Source organism: Phormidesmis sp. 146-20, assembly GCF_052939475.1.
This window is the reverse complement of record NZ_JBJPHT010000019.1, coordinates 84,557-105,253: the sequence shown is the minus strand read 5'-3', so window position 1 is coordinate 105,253 and position 20,697 is coordinate 84,557. Positions and strand designations below refer to the sequence as shown.

The window sequence follows — 20,697 nt, the reverse complement described above, 5'->3', positions numbered from 1 at the left end:
GGTCTTCAACTGAAGCTGAGAAATTTATCGAATTCACATTGACTTATGATTGTTTGCATTTAGACAATCGCTGTGTTATTCTAAATTTATAGAAAGTACGAGCTAGAACATTTAAGCACCAAACAATCCTCGTACTGCACATTTTCATTTAGGAGGAACTATGTTGACGCTTCGTAAGGCCGAAGATCGAGGACACGCAAACCACGGTTGGCTGGACTCTTACCACACCTTCTCCTTTGCGAATTACTACGACCCTGCTCACATGGGCTTTCGCACGCTGCGGGTGATCAATGAAGACCGCGTAGCCCCCAGCCAGGGATTTGGCCGCCATCCTCACCGCGATATGGAGATCATTACTTATGTGCTAGAAGGGGCGCTGGAGCATCAAGACAGTATGGGCAACCGGGCGGTAATGCTTCCGGGAGAAGTGCAGCGCATGACAGCCGGGACGGGCGTGACCCACAGCGAATATAACCACTCCGATCGCGATCCTGTTCACCTTTTACAAATCTGGATCTTGCCTGAGCAAAGGAATCTGGAGCCTGGATATGAGCAAAAAGCCTATTCAGACGATGAGAAACGGGGCCATCTGCGGCTGATTGCGTCTCAAGACGGGCGAAATGGGTCTGTCACCGTTCACCAGGATTTGAATCTGTACGCGACGGTTTTAAGTGAAGGTGAGAAGGTGAGTTTGACAGAGACCGATCTCTCCGAGTCACCCGCAAGGGGTCGACACTTCTGGGTTCAAGTAGCTCGTGGAGCCGTTTCGCTGAATGGTGAGTTGCTCAATCAAGGTGACGCGGCCGCCTTGGACGGTGAAACACTAGAACTGGTCGGCAAAGAAGACGCTGAAGTGTTGGTGTTTGATCTGGCGTAGAAGGCGAGAGACAGAAGATATGAGTTTTGAGTGATGAGGTTTGAAGGACAGACGCTTAAACTCAAAGCTTGAAACTCATAGTTCAATGTGAATTCGGTTGGATTTTTCGCTTCGTTACCCAATTTTTCAGCCCTCCAACCCCCCAATTCTGGGGGACTTTCGGATAGGATTTTTTGTTCAAAGTCCCCGAAACTTGGGGGATTTAGGGGGCTGCCCAGAGTGATAACCGCAGCCAGGGATTTCATCGGATTCACGTTATCTCAATTCATAGCTTTTTTGGAGGTTCTGATGGCACTTGGAATGATGGTCGATGGCAAGTGGACGACTGAATGGACGGAGCGAGATGAAAGCGGTAAGTTTAACCGGATGCCGACTAAGTTTCGCGATCGCATTACCGCAGATAATTCAAGCAGCTTCAAAGCAGAATCGGGACGCTACCATTTGTATGTTTGTCTAGCCTGTCCTTGGGCCCACCGTACGATGATTATGCGAAGCCTAAAGGGATTAGAAGATGCGATCGGGCTGTCGATCGTCGATCCCATTCTCAGCGACAAAGGTTGGGCGTTTTCTCAAGAACCGGGCACCATTCCTGATTCGGTCAATCATGCTCAGTATTTGCAGGATATTTACCTCAAAGCTGATCCCAAGTACACAGGTCGAATTACCGTTCCAGTGTTGTGGGACAAGCAAACGGGAACGATCGTCAACAACGAGTCTCGTGAGATCATTCGCATGTTCGATTTAGAATTTTCAGAGTTTGCAAAATCTGATATTGATTTGTATCCCACAGCATTAAGAGAAGCGATCGACAAAACGATCGAAGCCATCTACATGCCGATTAACAATGGTGTCTATCGATCGGGTTTCGCCACCACTCAAAAAGCCTACGAAGAAGCGGTAACAGAACTGTTTGAAAACCTCGATCGCTGGGAGTCGGTTTTGAATCTACAACGCTATCTCTGCGGCAATCAACTCACCGAAGCAGATATTTGCATGTTCACGACATTACTCCGGTTTGACTCGGTATATCATGGTCACTTCAAATGTAATCTTCGTAGAATTGCAGACTACCCCAACCTTTGGAATTATCTCAAAGATCTCTACCAGCATCCTGACATCCAAAAAACCTGCAACTTAGATCACATTAAGCGTCACTACTACATGAGTCAGACGCAGATCAATCCAACGCGCATCGTTCCCAAAGGCCCGATCATCAACTTCGACGAACCGCACGATCGCCATCGCTTCGTCGAGTAATTTACGAATCCTTCCATAAAGCAATCCCACCCAAAAGCCCTGAAACATTGGGCACAATCTTGACGTTGGGCGGCAGCGCGATCGTAATCTTATCGGTATTGCCGCCCCCAATATAGAGCGTGTCGTAGTTAAAGAGATTTTGCAGGGATGCGATCGCCTTCTCTAGTCGTCGATTCCACTTTTTCTGACCCACACCATCCAAAGCAGCGCGCCCTAACTGCTGTTCATAGGTGTTGTCATTGCGAAAAGGATGATGGCCCATTTCGAGATTGGGAATCAGCTTGCCGTTGAGAAACAGAGCAGACCCAAACCCAGTGCCCAACGTGATCACCAGTTCGACTCCTTGACCTGCGATCGCGCCCATCCCCTGAATGTCAGCGTCATTAGCCACCCGCACAGGCTTACCCAACCGCTCACTCAAGACCGCTTCTAGATTAAAACCAACCCAGTCAGGGTCAAGATTTACCGCTGTCTCCGTCACGCCCAACCGCACAACCCCCGGAAACCCAACCGAAACGCGATCGAATTCACTTTGTTGACTTACCAACTCTACGATCGCCTCCATCACCGGACTGGGCTTTGCGGGTTGAGGCGTTTCGACACGGGCACGATCGCTGACAGGCGTTCCTTGCTCATCCAAAATCATGACTTTGATGCCACTGCCACCAATGTCGATCGCCAGCGTTTTTTTCATCAGCTCTATCCTTTGTCAGTCGTTCCTCATTCTTTGTAACGTACTAACGGCGGACAACTCAATCAAACCAGCCAATATCTTGTTCAGACAGGCGACTGGGCGCAGGATCGTTGGGGAAAACCGGATGGGCGAGATTGGCGGCTTGTTGGCGGAGGAAGCGATCGTGTTCACTCATTTCGGCCGGAACGGATAGCTGAGAAGCTTTCTTGGCTTCGGGTGGCTGAAGGGTGAGTTGGGAGGCTTTTTTAGAAGATTCGGCCTCGGCGTGGGCGGCTTTGAGCGCTTTGTTTTCGTCAATCAGCTTTTGATTAGACTCAGCTAATTGCAGGGCGGCTTTTTGCGCTTGTTCAAGCTCTGCCTGAATTTTACTCGCCTTTTCTAAACTGGTTTGTAAGCTTTTCGCCAGCGATTTTTGCTCATCCAATTGAGACTGCAATTCATCAATTTTCTGCTGAAGCGACTGTTCTTTTTGATGAGAAGCTTCGAGAGAATTTTTGAGATCGGTGACTTTTGACTCTAATTTTGACTCTAATTCAGAATGAGCGGGTTCAGAAGGGACGGGCGCAGCTTCCTCAGTCGGGGCATCATCCCAAGGTTCAGCTAACACGTCGATCACATCGTCAGTCGAAGCAGGTTCATTATTGTCATGGCCGGTGGCTTGATCCAACGCTTGTTTTGCCTCCTCGATCGCTTCACCCTCCACCACAGGCACCTCCGGCGGCTTACGGGGGCTGGTTTTGCGCGTATTGGCTGTTTGTCTTCTCACCATAACCTTACTCCTGGACGATCGGCCTCATGCCGTGACTATACCGTGTTCTCCAGTGCCAAAATACAGTTTGTTACGGTTTGTTTTCTAATGTTTGCAAGAAGTGAGAACAACCCATCGGCAAGTCAAACATGTGTAATTCAAATTGACGAGATAACTCCTCACAAACTTTAATCCCGCGCACGCTGTTGCCATTCGCATCTAGCGGAGGAGAGAAAACCGCAATGCCAACCTGATTGGGAATGACAGCGAGAATACCACCAGACACGCCACTCTTAGCAGGAATGCCAACCTGATAGGCCCACTGCCCCGCATAGTTATACATTCCGCAAGTGTACATCACAGACAAAACATCGCGAATGCAATGAGCAGGAACGGCCCGATCGCCCGTGATCGGATTTACACCCTTATTGGCCAACGTCGCTGCCATCACTGCCAGATCACGACCATTCACCATCAAAGAACACTGCTGGAAATACAAATCCAACGCTTCATCAATGTTTGCGTCAATCATTCCGAAATGCCGCATCAAATGGGCTATGGCTCGATTGCGGTGTCCCGTCGATCGCTCTGACATAAACACCGACATATCGATATAAACATCATGACCAATGTAGCCACGAAACATCTCCAGCATTCGATTTAAGCGATCGGTTGGATCACTGCCCTGAATCAAACTGGTAGTGGCGATCGCGCCTGCATTCACCATCGGATTGTCGGGTCGTTTGGAGTATTCATCGAGTCGAATAATCGAGTTAAACGGATCGCCCGTCGGCTCAACGCCAACCTTCGACAAGACCTTTTCGCGCCCATGTTCGGCCAGGGCCATGCCATAGACAAACACCTTCGAGATCGACTGGATTGTGAATAGCTGATCAGCATTTCCGACTTCAAAAATTCGCCCATCGACGGTGACAATACAAATGCTAAAGCAGTCTGGATCGGCCTTCGCCAATTCAGGAATATAGCTGGCCAATTTGCCTTCATTCAGCGGCTTATATTTGAGGTAGAGCGTTTCGAGATATGCCTGAAGGGGATGTGCTTCGCCCATGAGTTTTATTTACGTGGGGGATTGGTCGGTGGCTTCTCAGGTGGTGGTGAAATTTCTCCTTCTTTTAGGGCTTTCTTGATCGCCACTTCGATCAAGAAAGCGCCAAAATTCGCGAGCGGTCGCCCTTGTTGATTAGAACATCGTTCCAAAGCTCCGTAAACACAATCTGGCGACGTAACAAATATCGATTGATTGTCCTGTTAGATTACACATATTAAAAGTATTCATTCGTCATGTTTTAACTCATGCAGAATACGGCAAATGAATTGAACCAGGTCGAAGCTGAGAACGGGCGCTAACCTAATATGATCACCACTACAATCGATCGTCTCCGAAGTTGTCAACGGTCAACGCAAACTAACAGTCAATCACATCAAAAAACTGGCTGACTTCTTTCATATTTCTCCCGTTGCTTTTTTCGAGTCCTCTGATAAATGATTGCCAGCAAAAAGCCCTCCCTAATGGTTAGAGAAGGCGTTCACATTGCAATCAAAACTTTTTAGTAACTCTCTTCACCAGGAATACAATCTCCTTGAGATACCCACCAGGGGTCGCCCTCTCGCTCCGGCACAAATTCCTTCAAAGACGCTTCTCGAATCGCTTGCCAATGACGAATCAGTTCTTCACCGCTAAAATCACTCGCCTGAAACTGCTTTACTGCCTCGTCGAGTTCCTGTAGCGTTTGGGGAACGGGGACGGCTGTTAGTTTTAGCATCGGTTATCTCCTACGATCGGGGCATTCCACAATGCCTTGAGTTGATGCCAACTATTGTAGTGAACTCTTTCTATAGAGAGTATTAAATGATACTGAACATTTCAGAAAATCAACAAATTATCACAAAAGTGTAACGGATTGTTGTTTTCATAAATAAGCTCTGGGCTGCTGAAAGGCGTGAACTTCTTTGAGCACCGCGACCCAACCATCCGCCAGCGTTTGTAGAATGCGATCGCCCTTCTCACTTGTCGCCGTCGTCGGATCGCCCAAAACCCCACTCTGGCTCAAATCTCGCGTTGTCCAGGCAAACGGTAGCGCCCCTTCCATACTCAACAGTCCCGCTCTTGGCTCACCCAGGGGATATTCGGCAACGGCGCGATCCATCTTCACCTGATCGGGCAAAATCGACAGCAGCAAACTCGTTTCGCCATCGCCTGCATGAATGCCGAGTTCGAGTTCTTTAGGGGTGAGCAGATCTTTGGCGATCGTTCCAATTCCCGGTACGCGCCAGGTAAAGAGGGGAAACACCATGAAATCCTCATACTTTTGGTGCAAATCTCGCGCAGCGATTTCGATCACTTGCGGCTGTCCCCCATGAGAATTCATAAAAACCAGCTTGCGAAATCCTGCTCGATAGACGCTTTCGGCCACATCAGAGAGAACCGCCAGCAGCGTTTGGGCACTCAGCGTAATCGTTCCGGGAAAGTGCCAGTGTTCGTTTGACTTGCCGTAGTCGAGACAGGGCAGCGCATAGGCGGGAATGCTGGCATCAAGCTGACTCAGCGCCTTTCCCAAGACAGACACACTGATCGCAGCATCGACGACTAGCGGCAAATGAGGGCCATGTTGCTCGATCGCGCCCATCGGTTGCACAATCACCACATTCTCTTTGTCAGGCATCGCTTGAATATCCGTCCAGGTCAGGTAGGGGAAGAAGCGATCGGGGGGAATGAAACCGTGGAGCATAGGAAGGGATGAGGGATGAGTTTGAAATTAATTAACATACGCTAAATCGGGAGGCGAGGGATGATGTTGGGAGTACATTCCTGATGGTTCAAGTCGGAGCGGACACGTAGTGAAGCGATACTCCACTTCAAACAGAAAAATTCTCATCTCAAACAGGAACATTCTCATTTCAAGTAGGAACATTCTCACTTCAAACAGGAACGATCGTGTTCCAAACAGAAAAATTCTGACTTCAAACAGGAATGTTCTTATTTCAAACAAGAACACTCCCATCTCAAACAAGAACGATCGTGTCCCAAACAGAGAAATTTCAGGTTTCAAGGAGAACGAACAGTAGTGAGGCGAAGCTAACCGCTTCCAAAACCCCAACCTTCCTCGCTATGATGACTACTTCATCCCTCCTCGCGAAGCGGATTACCCCCAAAGGGGGAACAGATCATCGAAGTTCTCACTCATCCCTCATCCTTCATCCCTTGAAACAGCGTCTCGACACATTACTGGTAGACCTCGCCCTCTGTGATTCTCGGCAGCAGGCACAGCGATTGATTCAAGCAGGGGAAGTGAGAGTCGATCGCCAACTCATCGACAAACCCGGCACCGAAGTCAACGTAACGGCCCAGATCGAAGTGAAAGCCAGATCGCCCTACGTCTCTCGCGGCGGTGAAAAATTGGCAAAAGCGCTACAAGAATTTGGAATTGAGGTGAGCGATCGCATCTGTCTCGACGGCGGCATCTCTACAGGCGGATTTACAGACTGTCTGCTGCAAACGGGCGCAAAACAGGTGTATGGCATCGATGTCGGCTACGGGCAAGTCGCCTGGACACTGCGCCAAGACCCGCGAGTCATCCTCAAAGAACGCACCAATCTGCGCCACCTTCAGCCAGAAGATCTGTATTCAGTCGAGCGACCGCTTCCCGATTTGGGTGTCGTGGATGTTTCGTTTATTTCACTCACCAAAGTTTTGCCTGCAATGTGGCGACTGCTGCAAGTTCCGCGAGAAATGGTGCTGTTGGTGAAACCCCAGTTTGAAGTGGGTCGCGATCGCGTCGGCAAAAAAGGAGTCGTGCGAGATGTCAAAGATCAAGCAGGGGCGATCGCTCAGGTTCTCACCGCATCTCAACAACTCGGTTGGGGCTATCGGGGGCTTACCTGGTCGCCGCTCGTCGGGCCCGCCGGAAACATTGAATATTTGCTCTGGCTGAGTTTGAATGACACCATTCCTGCCCCAGACTTTACGACAATCAAACAAATCGCCCAATCCGCCGCCAAAGTTTTGAACACTCAATCTGACGGCGGAGTGTAAGGAATACCATCCTCTGTCTCGTAGGCATTATTCCGAGCGACGATCGCCTGCACCGATTCCGTTTCGCTGAGATTGCGCGGCTGATGAGGCACCCCAGGCGGCACAAACATAAAATCTCCAGCTTCATGAATCACAGAATGCTGAAGCCGATCGCCATAGTGCGCTTCGACCCGTCCCTTGAGGATATAGATTGCGGTTTCAAAGCCCTGATGAATGTGAGGTTGGCCAACCCCTCCCGGTGGAATCTCGACCAAACTGAGAGAAAGACCTTTGGTGCCTGCTGTCGCGCCAGAAATCCCGATGAAGTAGGGCAACCCTTGACGAGTCATCGTCTCGATCGTGGGACGCACTGTAATAATCTCGTTTGGGACATCATTGAGGTTAGAAGAATTTAGTTCAGTCATGATAATTGAATTGGAAAAGTGACGACTTAGGACTGTATCTACCTACACGACCGAGCAAATTCCTTTATGCACCGTCCTCATTAGCCTGCAAAATCCTGTAGAAAAATCGCCTTCAATCTCGATCGCTTAACTCGATCTTAAACTAATCAAACCTAGACAGCATCTACAGTTCGGGTACTCTTAGTTCAATCAAAAATTAAGCAATGGAGTGTTGCAGATGCAATCACGTCTTAGCCGTTTTCTAGTCCCAAAAGTTGCTCTGACCTTGATTGGCTTGGGTGCCCTGGTGACATTGGTGAAATCGATCGCCTTCATTCCCACTGGGCAGGTTGGCGTGGTCGATCTGTTTGGGCAGGTATCAAACCAAACGCTTGATCCAGGCGTTCATCTCAGGCATCCGTTTGCCAAAGTCGTCACCTTTTCGACCCAGACCAAAGAAATCAAAGAAACGACTCAGGCTCCTTCCAAAGAAGGCTTAATTGTGAACGTCGATGTCAGCGTTTTGTATCGGCTCGATCCAGCCAAAGCCAAACAAATTTATCAAACGATCGGCACCAATTACGAAGAGGTGATTTTGATTCCTCAAGTGCGATCGCTGATTCGGGCGGCCACTGCCAGCTATGAATCTACGACACTATACACCACCAATCGCGAAAATCTATCTCAACAACTGCGCGATAGTTTGAATAAAGCCTTGAGCGATCGCGGCGTGATCATCGAAGAAACGCCCCTGCGAAATGTCACTCTACCTGAAAGTGTTCAGCAATCGATCCAAGCCCGACTGCAAGCCGAGCAAGACAGCCAGCGCATGGAATTTGTCTTGCAAAAAGAGCGCAAAGAGTCCGATCGCAAACGCATTGAAGCTCAAGGCAACGCCGACTCTCAACGCATTTTGTCTCAAAGCTTGAGTGATCGTGTTCTGCAATTTCGTCAAATCGAAGCCACCCAAAAACTAGCCGAATCGCAAAACGCCAAAGTGATCATTCTCAACGGCGACTCCAAAGGAACACCCATGATCTTGCAGCCTTGATTTGCAGCTTTGATAGAAAAGCGATCGTGCGTCCTATTTGTGTTTTCTAAACTCGTCAAGGGCGGCCAACTCATCTGTTTCGGACATGAGGACGCATCGAGTCAGTAAGTCAATATCCAGGTCTTGCAAGCCAGGTAGCTGACTTTTTTTGACTTGCACATACTGACCCGCAACCAAACGATAAAGCGTAAAGATTCCGTCTTCCCAAAACCAGACTTCGGGGACTGCGATCGCTTGATATCGAGGTAGCTTGCTCTCACCGCCGCTTGTAAAAACAATTTCAATTGACAAGTCAGGAGTCGGCTTAGAACTTCCGATACAGTAAGACTCATCCGCCTGCACTGAGCTGACACCCTCCTTTTCTTGCGTCATCGACCCCGTAGGAATGCAGCGAACGCCTTTCTCAAACAAAAAGGTCATTACCAGATATCCAATAAACCGAGAGAAAAATTCGTGGTCGCGTCCTGGCATGAGAAGTTCGATCGTGCCCTCAAAATAAAACAAGCGAATCCCAGCAGCATTCTCAAATCCTTTCTGAATCTGCTTAAACTGCTCCCAGGTGCGATCGCTCACCAAAATTCGCTGATCCGATTGGCTTTTAACAAGCGTTTGAGTCATGGCAACTAGCGGGTATATTTGCGCGATCGCAGCACTCCAATTTCTCTCAACAATCCTTCTTGCTCTTTGGAGTCGTTGATCGTTTGGGCCACCTTGAATGCCTGCTGATAGTAGCTGTCGGCAGCCGTGTAGTCACCCTTGGCGTTGTAGAATTTTGCCAAATCTTTGAGCGTCAAGATGAGTTGTCTAGAGTCGTTTTGCTCCACTGCGAGAGCCAGCCGTTGATCCAGAGTTGTCGAAGCGTTGGAATTTTGCCCCAGTCCATAGAACGCAAGCGTCAATCCATTGAGGGCCCGAAATTGACTGGGACGATCGACACTATTTTGCGACACAAACAACGCTTGACGATAGCTAACTAGCGCCGATCGATAGTCTTTGACTGCCCGATACGCATCGCCTAAACTGTTGAGCGTGTTGGCTTCGCCGGGGTCGCCTGCCTGTCCGCGAAGGGTTCTAGCTTGCTCGTAGAGGGCGATCGCCTGATTGTAATCACCCAAACTGTAGGCGACGAGTCCCAGATTGCTTAGAGATAGCCCTTCTCCCGCATAAAACCGGGTATCTTTGGCGATCTTCAGCCCGTCTGCAAACGTTTTTTGAGCTTCTGAAATGCTGGCCCGTTGAAGCAAGAGCGTTCCGAGATTGTTGAAGCCAAACACCTGTCCCTGAAAATCTTTGAGGTCACGAGCGATCGCCAGTCTGCGTCTGAGTGCGTCTTCAGCTTCGGTAAACTTGCCCACTTGAGCGTAAGTCTTACCCAGCGCATCGTAGGTTAGCGCCTGAGCCTCCACTTCTCGAATGTCACGGTAGAGACTGAGCGCCTGTAGGTAGGAGTCGATCGCTTTGTCAGAAAATCCGGCTCGTTCTTGCTCTTCACCCTGACGAAAGAGGCGATCGGCTTCCTGTCTAGGAGTGCCCTGAGTGCCGTTGTATTGACGAATCAACAGTTGCGTATTGAGATCTGCATTCAAATCGGCCGCGAGGCTAGAAGGAGCCATCAGCACCATTCCCCCGACTAAGAGTTGAACTGCAACCATCCTTCTCGCCTTCATCCCGCGCATCTCAAAACCTCCGATCGGCAAATAATTCAAAATTAATCCAGGGTAGCCTCTAAAGACGAGGCATCCAAGTTAGCGAACCCAGATTGTCCATTAGCGTTCCCACCCAGATAGATGGCTCTAATATCTTCGGGCAAAGTCGTTTCGAGCAGTTGATAGCTTTCTTGCAGGTGGGCTTTGACTTGAGCAGGCGGAATATGTTCTCCTTCGGCTTGCAGGTAGGCAGAAATCCGGGTTTCGCTCCAGTGAAAGGTTTGCGCCATCAGCACCATCAGACGAGTGATTGGGGGAAGCTGTTCGAGGGCGCGATCGAGGTAGCACCAAAACGGCGGAGAGGCGGCCTTAATGTTGTAGTGAATTTCCTCAACCGGGGGCAACTCGGCCTGATTGATACAGAGCGCCGTGACGTTGATCAGCCAGCTTTGAAAGGTGAGGCCTTCTGATCCAAATGCCCGCAGATCCAACCCGCCTAATTCATGAAAAATATGTCGCCAAATCAGCGCAAACAGATAGTCAGCCTGGACAGGCGATCGCGCCGAATGCTGAATCAGCGTGTAGACCATCGGACTATAGCGACAAAAAACCGCCGTAAAATATTGCCCCACATCAGGATATCGTTGAAACAGCGTCAGCAATTCCTGATCGTTGTAGTGTGACAGTGACTTGATAACCGGATGGTTCGCTTCAGGAAAGGTAGGGATGGGCACGAGTTTAATCCACAGAGGAAAGGTGCTGATAGAGGGCCTCTACCACTATATACAGCGTCTTTGTCTAGTTGCGATCGTTTTTCGTCAAAAAAAGTTATCGATCGAGAAGACTTTGGACAGAAGGGACGTTGGACAGAGGGGACTTTAGACGTTGGACAGAAGGGACGTTGGACTTTGAAAAATGAGCTTTTAGTCTCCCTGTCTCCTGTCTCCCTGTCTCCCTATCTCTTTCCAATTCCCAGAATGTTTACAGACTTTGTTGCGGATTCTCGTCAATCCCTGTTGATAGAATGAATTAGCTTAGTAATACTGAGATCTAAGTTTGTCAATCAGTTTATCAATCGCGATCGTCTACACTTCTTGATTTATGGATAGCTTACTCTCGACTCAGGGCATCATGATTATGCTGCTGGGTGCTTATGCGGCGGCGATGTGGATGTTTTTGACCAGCGCTCCCAAGGTCTACACAGTCATGGTGTCGGATGTGGAGTTGGCACGAGACTTTTATGAAGGCATGTTGAGTCTGGCGGCGGCTGAGGTGCCGTTGCACTATTACTATAACTATGAGCAGTCGTTGGGCACTGCGGGTATCAACCCCATGTATCTGTCTGGCAATGTGGGCAGCACGACGGTACGGGGCACGGCGAATGATGGCTTGTGGTATCAACTCAAGAAAAATACTCAGCTACACATCATTTCGGGCGCTAGTCTCGGAGAAAAAGATCGCCAGCGACATGTGTGTTTCGATCGCGATTGTCTAGACCAAATTCTTTTACGAGTTCAGACGCGCGGCGTTAAGCATAAGATTCGTCGCGAAAAACCGTTGAACTTTTTGGTCAAAGATTTCGCAGGAAATGTCATTGAGTTGTCAGAGGTTTCTAACTAAACGTCAGTTCGATGAACGCTTCGCTTTTAGATCCAGGAACGCCCCCTAAATCCCCCACGAGTGAGGGACTTTGAACCAGAATTCCTCTCTTAAAGTCCCCCAAAATTGGGGGGTTGGGGGGCAGGAGGCGTGAACAACGAAGCGGAAAAACTCTCATCGAATTCACGTTAACTAAAGTTTCTGATTTGTGAGTCAAGTCGATCGAAGGAGTGGATCTAAAAAGTCTGCTCCTTTTGTGTTTGATTTCACGTTTGAGAAGATGAGAAGATAAGCTCAAAAAGATGTGTTTAAGAACACCTATTTAAAAAGAATAGCCCCCTCACGAGAGCTATACAGTTATGGTGATTTGACTCTAGGACACAACTCTATTGTTACGATTCACGCAGATGAAAAACTGTATAAAGGACTGCTTTAACGTAAGATTTACGCAACTTTAAGAATCAATCGGTTGTAACGCTCAAAATTGTTGGAGCGATCGCGCTTTTTCCAGCCCTTTATCAGACATTCAACGGCTTGCTGTGACCGAAACTTATTGCTCATGCAAATCGAAATTTGGCACTCTAGACGATTTTGGGTAATTGCGAGACGATGGAAAGACTAGAGGCAATTTCTTAAGATCGTAGCTGTGCGATCGACAATGAACTTTCATGCAAAATCAAGGCAAAATTGAACCCAACCCAGCGTCGCTCAATAGAGCGTTTGAGATTCCGACCGAGGCGGGGATGGTGTTTCAACTATCAGACGGCACGATCCAGGCGTGTAATGATCAAGCAGAGCAGCTTTTGGGAGTGACCGCCAAACAAATTCAGGGCTGCACCTCGATCGACCTTCACTGGCAGAGTGTGCATCTAGATGGCTCTCCTTTTTTGGGCGAGCATCCCGCGATGGTAGCTTTGCAGACGGGGCAGCCTTGTTTTGATGTGCTGATGAGGATTTGTCGGCCGACCGGAGACGTGATCTGGCTGACGGTGAGTTCAAGTCCGCTGTTTTTAGCCAACAGTGCAACTCCCTACGCAGTGGTGACAACGTTTGTAGAAGCTGCCTCAGAACAGTCAGGCTGTCAGGAACCGAGCCATTCTCAACCGCCTCAAGAAGACCACTATCGATCGCTGTTTGAGTCGATCGACGACGGCTTTTGTCTGATCGAAATGCTGTTTGATGAAAATAATCAGCCGATCGATTACCGCTTTCTAGAAACCAATCCAGCCTTTGAAACGCAAACCGGACTCACTCAGGCAGTTGGCAAAACGGCACGTCAACTTATTCCAACCCTCGAAAATCATTGGGTCGAAATCTACAGCAACGTGGCGCTAACGGGCGAACCCCTGCGGTTTGAGAATGGCTCTGAAGCGATGAACCGTTGGTTTGATGTGTACGCCTTTCGCTTTGGGCCGTCAGATCGAGAAGTCGCCATCTTCTTTAGAGATATTAGCCAACGCAAACAGACCGAACTCGCCCTCCAGAAAGCCAATCAAACCATCAGCCGAATTTTAGAAAGTATTACCGATGCCTTTGTCGCGTTTGATCCTGAATGGCGCTTTACCTATGTCAATCAGGCAGCAGAACGGCTTCTCCAACATTCCAAAGCTGACTTGCTGGGTCAATCAGTCTGGACGCTATTTCCGGCTGAAGAACAGGCCGATTCAATCTCGTATCGAGAACTGCACCGATCACTGGCCGAGCAGGTTCCCGTCAGTTTTGAATATCTGTCGCCAGCGCTCAATCTTTATCTAGAAGCCAACGCTTATCCTTCAACTGAGGGAGTTTCGGTTTATTGGCGCAATACTAGCGATCGCAGACGCATCGAACAAGAACTGCAAGAGAGCGAAGAGCGGTTTCTCAACTTGGCTGACAATATTGCTCAACTGGCATGGATAGCCGACGAGAGCGGCTGGGTCTTTTGGTACAATCAGCGCTGGTTTGACTACACAGCAACCACACTAAAAGAGATGCAGGGTTGGGGTTGGCAAAAGGTACATCATCCCGAATACGTCGATCGCGTGACGGAGAAATTTCGTCAACACGTAGAGGCGGGCGAAGTCTGGGAGGATACGTTTCCGCTGCGCGGTCGAGATGGGCAATATGGCTGGTTTCTCTCGCGAGCGATTCCGATTCGAGATGCCCAAGGTAAGGTCTTACGCTGGTTTGGCACCAATACCGATATTACCGATCGCGTTCGCATTGAGGAAGAACTGCGGCAAAAAAATGCCATTCTCAACGTGATCAATGAATCGGCACCCACGCCCATCTTCGTCAAAGACCGCCAGGGACGCATCATCTACGCCAATCCCGCGACACTCACCGTGTTGGGCAAAACGGCCGAAGAAGTGATCGGGCGATATGACAGCGATCTCTACCCAATTCCTGAAGATGCCGCTAGAGTCATGGAAAACGATCGCCGCATCATGGAATCGGGCAAAACCGAAGTCGTCGAAGAATCCCCCGATGGCATCCGCACCTTTTTGGGCATGAAAGCGCCTTATCGCAACGAAGCTGGCGAAGTAATCGGACTGGTAGGCATCTCAAACGACATTAGCGATCGCATTCAGATTGAGCGCGATCGAGAGCGCATTCTCCAACAAGAACAAGCCGCACGAGAAACCGCCGAACGAGCCAACCGCATCAAAGACGAATTTCTAGCCGTCCTGTCTCACGAATTGCGAACGCCGCTCAATCCCATTTTGGGCTGGTCAAAACTGCTGCAAACGGGCCGCCTTGATGCCGAAAAATCCGCCGCCGCCATCGCCACGATCGAGCGCAACGCCAAACTTCAATCTCAGTTAATTGAGGATTTGCTGGATGTTTCCCGCATTCTCCAGGGCAAGTTGGCGCTCAATCAGGTTCCGGTGAGTTTGGTGGCAACGATCGAGTCCGCGTTAGAAACCATGCGGCTGGCAGCAGAGGCCAAAAATATTCAGATTGAAGCCAGCTTTGATCCGAGTGTGGGGCAGGTTTTTGGCGATGCGGGTCGCTTACAGCAAGTGGTTTGGAATCTTTTATCGAATGCGGTCAAATTTACGTCCACAGGCGGCCGGGTTGAGATTCGATTAACGCAGATCGATCGCGTGGTTCAGATGCAAGTCATCGACACGGGCAAAGGCATCCACGCGGATTTTTTACCTTATGTCTTTGAGCATTTTCGTCAAGAAGACGGAGCGACGACGCGCAAATTTGGCGGACTAGGATTGGGGTTGGCGATCGTCAAACAACTCGTCGAACTCCACGGCGGCACCATTCAAGCAGACAGCCCCGGCGAAGGACAGGGAGCCACATTCACCATCAAGTTGCCCTGTCTCTCGCAAACCAGCGCCCCGATCGAATCGGCTGCTGACTCAACCCTCGATCACTGCCCCCTTTCAGAGCTACACATTTTGGTTGTAGACGATGACGAAGACTCTCGCGAATTTGTGGCCTTTGTGCTGGAGCAAGAAGGAGCCACGGTAAAAATGGCCACAGGAGCGATCGCGGCACTCCAACTGCTCGATCAAGACTCTTTTGATCTGCTAGTCAGCGACATCGGAATGCCCGAAGTAGATGGATATGCATTGATTCAACAGATTCGTCGCCATCCTAAGTATGGGGAAATTCCAGCGATCGCCCTAACAGCCTACGCAGGAGAAGCCAACGAACGCCAGGTCTTACAAGCCGGATTTCAGCAACATTTGGCGAAACCGATCGACCCGACAGAGTTGGTAGCTCGACTGCGACAAGTGATGGGTTAGCCGCTCACCCCTTATCCCGATTAATTAGTTTGGGGATGAATATCTGAGAAGGACAATCGGGGAGACTTTGAGCAATGATTCGCATCAACCAATTAATGATGGGGGTTTCGGTAAGCGTTGGAGTGATGATTTTGACGATTCAAAACGCCCCCAAACTCTGGCACAGTTTTCAGCTTTGGAGAAACCACGGAGTCGTGTGTGAGCGATCGACGATCGACGGTAAGCAAACCCGATACGGCGATGATTGTCAAGGATGAGAGATGAGGGATAGGGATGAGGGATGAGCTTCGCTTCGATTGTTGAGGAATGCCCCTTAAATCCTTCGCAAGTGAGAAACTTTGAGCCAGAACGCTTGTCCGAGAGTTCTCCAGAATGCGGGGTTAACGTGAATTCGATGAAATCTTTCGCTGCGGTTAATCCAGGCAGCCCCCTAAATCCCCCAATTTTGGGGGACTTTGAACCCAAAATCTTGTCTTAAAGTCCCCCAATTTTGGGGGGTTGGGGGGCAGAAGCGCTGAAGAACGAAGCAAAAAAACTTCATCGAATCCACGCGGGGTTGGGGGGCAGAAGCTTGACAACGAAGCGAAAAATTCAACTAGCATCCATCAAATCCGTTCATCAAATCGTCGGCTCAAAATCTAGCGTCTTGACCAAAAACGCCCATTTGTCCGCAATTTCTTCGATCACTTTGGTAGTCGGCTTTCCGGCACCGTGTCCTGCTTTGGTTTCCACCCGAATCAACACAGGCCGATCGCCTGAATGAGCCGCTTGCAAGGCTGCTGAAAATTTGAAACTGTGGGCAGGCACTACGCGATCGTCATGATCCGCCGTCGTCACCAACGTTGCAGGATAAGCCGTTTCCGGTTTCAGATTGTGCAACGGAGAGTAAGCATAGAGTGCCTTGAATTCTTCTGCCTCTTCAGGGGAACCGTATTCAGGCATCCAGGCCCAGCCGATCGTGAATTTGTGAAAGCGCAGCATATCCATCACCCCAACTGCCGGAAGTGCCGCCGCAAACAGATCAGGTCGCTGAGTCATACAAGCTCCGACGAGCAAACCGCCATTACTGCCTCCAGCGATCGCCAGCTTTTTCGACGACGTGTAATTATTGTCAATCAGCCACTCCGCCGCAGAGATGAAGTCATCAAACACATTCTGTTTCTTGAGTTTGGTGCCTGCCTGGTGCCAGTCTTCGCCATACTCACCACCGCCCCGCAAATTGGGAACGGCATACACGCCGCCCAACTCCATCCACACCAAAAGCCCCACCGAAAATGAAGGCGTTAGTGATATGCCAAATCCGCCGTAGCCATAGAGATAAGTCGGATTGCTGCCGTCCAGTTTTAGCCCTTTTTTGTGGGTGATGAACATCGGAATCTGAGTGCCGTCTTTGCTGGCATAAAAAACCTGTCGAATCTCGTAATCATCAGGATTGAAATCGACTTGAGGCTGACGAAACACGGTACTCTCATCGGTCAGCAGGTTGTAGCGATAAATTGTGGTCGGCGTGGTGAAGCTAGTAAAGCTATAGAAGGTTTCCGTCTCGTCGCGCTTGCCCCCAAATCCGCCAGCCGAGCCGATTCCAGGAAGCGCCACTTCACGCACAAAGGCTCCATCGAGTCCAAAAATCTTGACCTGACTGCGAGCATCCTTGAGATAAGACGCAACAAATTGATGATTGAGAATGCCGACTCCTTCCAGTGTTTCAGCCGTTTGAGGAATGACTTCTTGCCAATGGGCCCGCTCGCTCTGCTGCAAGTCGATCGCAATCACCCGTCCCCGTGGCGCATCCAAATCCGTCTGAAACCAGAAGCGATTGTTCTCGTGATCAATAAAGCTAAAACTCGCCTCAAATTCGCCAATCAACTCCACCACAGGCGCGTCAGGTGTTGCCAAATCTTTGTAGAACACGAGATTACGCGGATCAGTGCCCAACCAGACAGAAACGATCAGATAGCGTCCGTCTTCACTCACACTGCCCTGAAAGCCCCATTCTTTGTGATCGGGACGATCGTAGATCAACAGATCTTCAGATTGGTCAGTGCCCAGCCGATGATAGTAAAGCTTTTGGAAATAATTTACGTCTTCTAGCTTAGTCTTTTCATTTGGCTCGTCGTAGCGCGAGTAAAAGAAGCCCTGATGGTCGTGTGTCCAGGATGCGCCCGAAAATTTGATCCATTTGAGATGGTCGATCGTATCCTTACCCGTTTCAATATCTCGCACCCGCCACTCTTGCCAATCTGACCCCGAAGCAGACAGCCCATAAGCCATGTATGCACCATCTTCGCTGATCGATAAGCCAGAGAGGGCGATCGTTCCATCTTCAGAAAGCTTATTAGGATCAAGCAAGACGATCGGCTGGTCATCCAACGACTTCAAGGTATACAAAACGCTTTGATTTTGCAGTCCATCGTTTTTGAAGTAAAAGTAGCGATTACCTTCCTTAAACGGGATGCCATATTTCTCAAAATCCCAGATCTTTGTGAGACGGTTAGCGATCGCTTCTCGACTCGGAATCTGCTGCAAATAGCCAAACGTCACCTGATTTTGCGCTTCGACCCAGGCTTTTGTTTCATCAGAATCGGGATCTTCTAGCCACCGATACGGGTCAGCGATCGCGACACCATGATATTCGTCAACTTGATTCGTTTTTTGGCTGGTGGGATAAGAGGTCATAGAACAATCAGAAATGAGTGAGCAACCCCTCAAGCCTACACATTTCCGAGAGCAGCGATCACTCGATTCCTGCTCACATCAGCCTCGTATTACCCAACCGACCAGCTAAAAGGCTGTCGTATCGTTACACATAACCAGCGTGCAATCTCCTTACCAAATCTTTGCCATCTTCAGCGCAAACATTGGCATCTCAGGTTCGCAACTGACAGACTCAGGGTTGTCCAGAATTTCTGGAGGTCGATCGACTCGATAAACATGAACTTGACAATGCTTTCTGTCGATCAACAACCCCAACCGCACCCCATTTGCAATATATTCCTCCATCTTTTCCTTCAGGCTGAGCAATGTATCGCTACTAGATCGCAATTCCACCACAAAGTCGGGAGCGATCGAGGCAAAAGATGCCTGTTGTTCTGGCGGCAAAGCATTCCAGCGATCGGACAAAACCCAGGCGGCATCAGGCGATCGAGTTGCCCCATTAGCTAAGGTAAAGCCTGAACTAGAATCAAATACCTCTCCAGTCCCATCCGCTTCAGACCAGACATAGAGTTGCCCAAAGACTCTGCCATTGCGGTTTCCAGTATCAGCAAATGCAGGGGGCATTACAACGATTTCTCCGGTGGCGTTCCGCTCGATTCGCAAGTCGGGATTCGTGCGACAAAAACCATAAAACTGCTGATCACTCATCTTCGACAGGGTGATCAGCGAAGAAAGATCGATCGGCATTGACATCTGTGCAGATTTAACCAACAGGCTAGTCATCGGCAACCTAGCTCCATCCAGAAAAGTCTTTTTTCACTATAGCGAATAGCCCTGATTGACTAACAAAACGCCTAAACTCCTTCATCTTCTATAGGTTGGTGTTGAACAATGCGAAACCTTCTAGCGTTAAGTTTTACCAATTTCAACCTCATCCCTCATCCCTCATCCCTCCGATCGCCTCCACCACCTGCCGAGACACAAACGGCAAAATCGCCTCATTGGTGCTGTGGGGTTTGCCTTCGGTGAAGACGACCAGCAGATAGGGGCGAAGGTTGGGCAACTCAATATAAGCGGCATCGTGACGAACTTGACTCGTCAATCCTGCCTTTGACCAGAGTCGAGCCACTTGCGGCAACCCTTCACCCAAAAAGCCCGTCACTTGATTTTCAGGGTTGGCTTTTAAGTCAGTGGGATTAAGCGATCGCCGCATCAAATTCATCATGGACTGCGATCGCGCCGCCGAAACCGTTACTCCACCAATAATGCTGTGCAGCAATCGAGCCGAAGCATTGGTCGTCAACAGGTTGCGATTTTCATAAGCCTCCCCCAAAAAGGCTCGTTCTCGTCCGTATGCGCCATCGCACCAGGTTTTCTGATTCATGTTCACGGTGGCCAGGTCAGGCCAGCCGATCGATTGAAAGTAGCGATTCACAATATTGCGCTGTTGTTTCCACGTCTCAAACGGGGCACTCGGAATCTCTGGGCCGCTCGTCGTTCCCGTCAACACATCCACCACCAGACTCGTCGCGTCATTACTCGAATCGATGATCATGTCAGCGATCGCCCGCTCTAACTCAGTCGAAGTTTGAATCATGCCCTTCTCTAGCCACTCATGAGCCGCCACCAGATAAAACAGCTTGACCACACTAGCCGGGTAAATCCGCTCAACTCCTCGATACTGAAAGCCACGCGGCGATCGTTGCCAAAAATCATCCACATTCACCGCCCCTCCCGTATTCACGAACACTGGCGCATCATAGACAATCCAGGTCATCGCAATCTGATTTTGTGCCAACGCCGGAAACTCACGCCAAGTCGCTTCGAGAATGCGATCGCCCAAAGTTTGCAACGTTTCGTCTTTGTGAAAGAAAGTCATGGTAGAAAGTCTTGAGTTTGAGCTAAAAGCAACAAGGAATTGATCATTAAAGAATCCTAACCCTTACTTCACCCTTCATCCCTCCTCCCTCCTTCCTCCTCCCTCCTCCCT

General features: G+C 49.5%; 19 protein-coding genes. 7 read left to right on the top strand and 12 right to left on the bottom strand.

What is annotated here, in order from left to right; genetic code table 11:
- Positions 1–160: 160 nt before the first annotated feature.
- Together ACKFKH_RS16655 and ACKFKH_RS16650 are read left to right on the top strand one after the other, a co-directional pair.
- Positions 161–877, top strand: coding sequence for a pirin family protein (locus tag ACKFKH_RS16655; RefSeq protein ID WP_446859443.1), 717 nt, complete (start codon positions 161–163; stop codon positions 875–877).
- A 288-nt stretch (positions 878–1,165) separates the two neighbouring features.
- Positions 1,166–2,134 (top strand): glutathione S-transferase family protein, encoded by a 969-nt coding sequence (locus ACKFKH_RS16650; RefSeq protein ID WP_446859442.1) that lies wholly within the window; start codon positions 1,166–1,168, stop codon positions 2,132–2,134.
- A 1-nt stretch (position 2,135) separates the two neighbouring features.
- Here ACKFKH_RS16650 and ACKFKH_RS16645 read toward each other — a convergent pair whose 3' ends face one another.
- The 5 genes from ACKFKH_RS16645 to ACKFKH_RS16625 all read right to left on the bottom strand — a co-directional run bounded on the left by ACKFKH_RS16645 (position 2,136) and on the right by ACKFKH_RS16625 (position 6,326).
- A complete protein-coding gene (locus ACKFKH_RS16645; protein WP_446859441.1) occupies positions 2,136–2,828 on the bottom strand; it encodes an ROK family protein in 693 nt (230 codons plus the stop codon).
- Positions 2,829–2,886: 58 nt separating this feature from the next.
- Positions 2,887–3,597, bottom strand: coding sequence for a hypothetical protein (locus tag ACKFKH_RS16640; RefSeq protein WP_446859440.1), 711 nt, complete (start codon positions 3,595–3,597; stop codon positions 2,887–2,889).
- Between the two features lie 70 nt (positions 3,598–3,667).
- Positions 3,668–4,645 carry a glutaminase A gene (gene glsA, locus ACKFKH_RS16635; protein ID WP_446859439.1) on the bottom strand — a complete coding sequence of 326 codons (978 nt, stop codon included), beginning with the start codon at positions 4,643–4,645 and terminating at the stop codon, positions 3,668–3,670.
- 499 nt (positions 4,646–5,144) lie between these two features.
- The gene (locus tag ACKFKH_RS16630) at positions 5,145–5,360 is read right to left on the bottom strand and encodes a hypothetical protein (RefSeq protein WP_446859438.1); all 216 of its coding nucleotides are present in this window, start codon (positions 5,358–5,360) and stop codon (positions 5,145–5,147) included.
- 147 nt (positions 5,361–5,507) lie between these two features.
- A complete protein-coding gene (locus ACKFKH_RS16625) occupies positions 5,508–6,326 on the bottom strand; it encodes a creatininase family protein (protein ID WP_446859437.1) in 819 nt (272 codons plus the stop codon).
- 473 nt (positions 6,327–6,799) lie between these two features.
- On the opposite strand from ACKFKH_RS16625, the gene ACKFKH_RS16620 reads away from it, so the two are divergent.
- Positions 6,800–7,630, top strand: coding sequence for a TlyA family RNA methyltransferase (locus tag ACKFKH_RS16620; RefSeq protein WP_446859436.1), 831 nt, complete (start codon positions 6,800–6,802; stop codon positions 7,628–7,630).
- Here the strand turns inward: ACKFKH_RS16620 and ACKFKH_RS16615 are convergent.
- Positions 7,609–8,034 (bottom strand): cupin domain-containing protein, encoded by a 426-nt coding sequence (locus ACKFKH_RS16615; protein WP_446859435.1) that lies wholly within the window; start codon positions 8,032–8,034, stop codon positions 7,609–7,611. The two genes, ACKFKH_RS16620 and ACKFKH_RS16615, sit on opposite strands and share 22 nt — an antisense overlap.
- Positions 8,035–8,251: 217 nt before the next feature.
- Between ACKFKH_RS16615 and ACKFKH_RS16610 the strand changes: the two genes are divergently transcribed.
- Positions 8,252–9,064: a prohibitin family protein gene (locus ACKFKH_RS16610; protein WP_446859434.1), complete on the top strand. Its 813-nt coding sequence runs from the start codon at positions 8,252–8,254 to the stop codon at positions 9,062–9,064.
- A gap of 33 nt (positions 9,065–9,097) precedes the next feature.
- Here the strand turns inward: ACKFKH_RS16610 and ACKFKH_RS16605 are convergent, their stop codons facing one another.
- From ACKFKH_RS16605 to ACKFKH_RS16595, 3 genes are read right to left on the bottom strand one after another with little or no spacing between them, the layout of a single operon-like run.
- On the bottom strand, positions 9,098–9,682 hold the full coding sequence (locus tag ACKFKH_RS16605) for a Uma2 family endonuclease (RefSeq protein WP_446859433.1): 585 nt from the start codon (positions 9,680–9,682) through the stop codon (positions 9,098–9,100).
- Positions 9,683–9,687: 5 nt separating this feature from the next.
- Positions 9,688–10,716: a tetratricopeptide repeat protein gene (locus ACKFKH_RS16600; RefSeq protein ID WP_446859432.1), complete on the bottom strand. Its 1,029-nt coding sequence runs from the start codon at positions 10,714–10,716 to the stop codon at positions 9,688–9,690.
- A gap of 56 nt (positions 10,717–10,772) precedes the next feature.
- Positions 10,773–11,444, bottom strand: a complete 672-nt coding sequence (locus ACKFKH_RS16595) for an RNA polymerase sigma factor (RefSeq protein WP_446859431.1) — start codon at positions 11,442–11,444, stop codon at positions 10,773–10,775.
- A 367-nt stretch (positions 11,445–11,811) separates the two neighbouring features.
- Here ACKFKH_RS16595 and ACKFKH_RS16590 point away from each other — a divergent pair, with 367 nt between their 5' ends.
- The 3 genes from ACKFKH_RS16590 (at position 11,812) to ACKFKH_RS16580 (ending at position 16,309) form a co-directional block, all read left to right on the top strand.
- Positions 11,812–12,330: a glyoxalase-like domain protein gene (locus ACKFKH_RS16590; RefSeq protein WP_446859430.1), complete on the top strand. Its 519-nt coding sequence runs from the start codon at positions 11,812–11,814 to the stop codon at positions 12,328–12,330.
- Positions 12,331–12,977: 647 nt separating this feature from the next.
- Positions 12,978–16,052, top strand: coding sequence for a PAS domain S-box protein (locus ACKFKH_RS16585; RefSeq protein ID WP_446859429.1), 3,075 nt, complete (start codon positions 12,978–12,980; stop codon positions 16,050–16,052).
- A gap of 74 nt (positions 16,053–16,126) precedes the next feature.
- Positions 16,127–16,309: a hypothetical protein gene (locus ACKFKH_RS16580; protein WP_446859428.1), complete on the top strand. Its 183-nt coding sequence runs from the start codon at positions 16,127–16,129 to the stop codon at positions 16,307–16,309.
- Between the two features lie 361 nt (positions 16,310–16,670).
- On the opposite strand, the gene ACKFKH_RS16575 is transcribed toward ACKFKH_RS16580, so the two are convergent.
- The 3 genes from ACKFKH_RS16575 to ACKFKH_RS16565 all read right to left on the bottom strand — a co-directional run bounded on the left by ACKFKH_RS16575 (position 16,671) and on the right by ACKFKH_RS16565 (position 20,586).
- On the bottom strand, positions 16,671–18,728 hold the full coding sequence (locus ACKFKH_RS16575; RefSeq protein WP_446859427.1) for a prolyl oligopeptidase family serine peptidase: 2,058 nt from the start codon (positions 18,726–18,728) through the stop codon (positions 16,671–16,673).
- A 150-nt stretch (positions 18,729–18,878) separates the two neighbouring features.
- A complete protein-coding gene (locus ACKFKH_RS16570) occupies positions 18,879–19,490 on the bottom strand; it encodes a Uma2 family endonuclease (protein WP_446859426.1) in 612 nt (203 codons plus the stop codon).
- A 148-nt stretch (positions 19,491–19,638) separates the two neighbouring features.
- Positions 19,639–20,586 (bottom strand): serine hydrolase, encoded by a 948-nt coding sequence (locus tag ACKFKH_RS16565; protein WP_446859425.1) that lies wholly within the window; start codon positions 20,584–20,586, stop codon positions 19,639–19,641.
- Positions 20,587–20,697 lie beyond the last annotated feature (111 nt).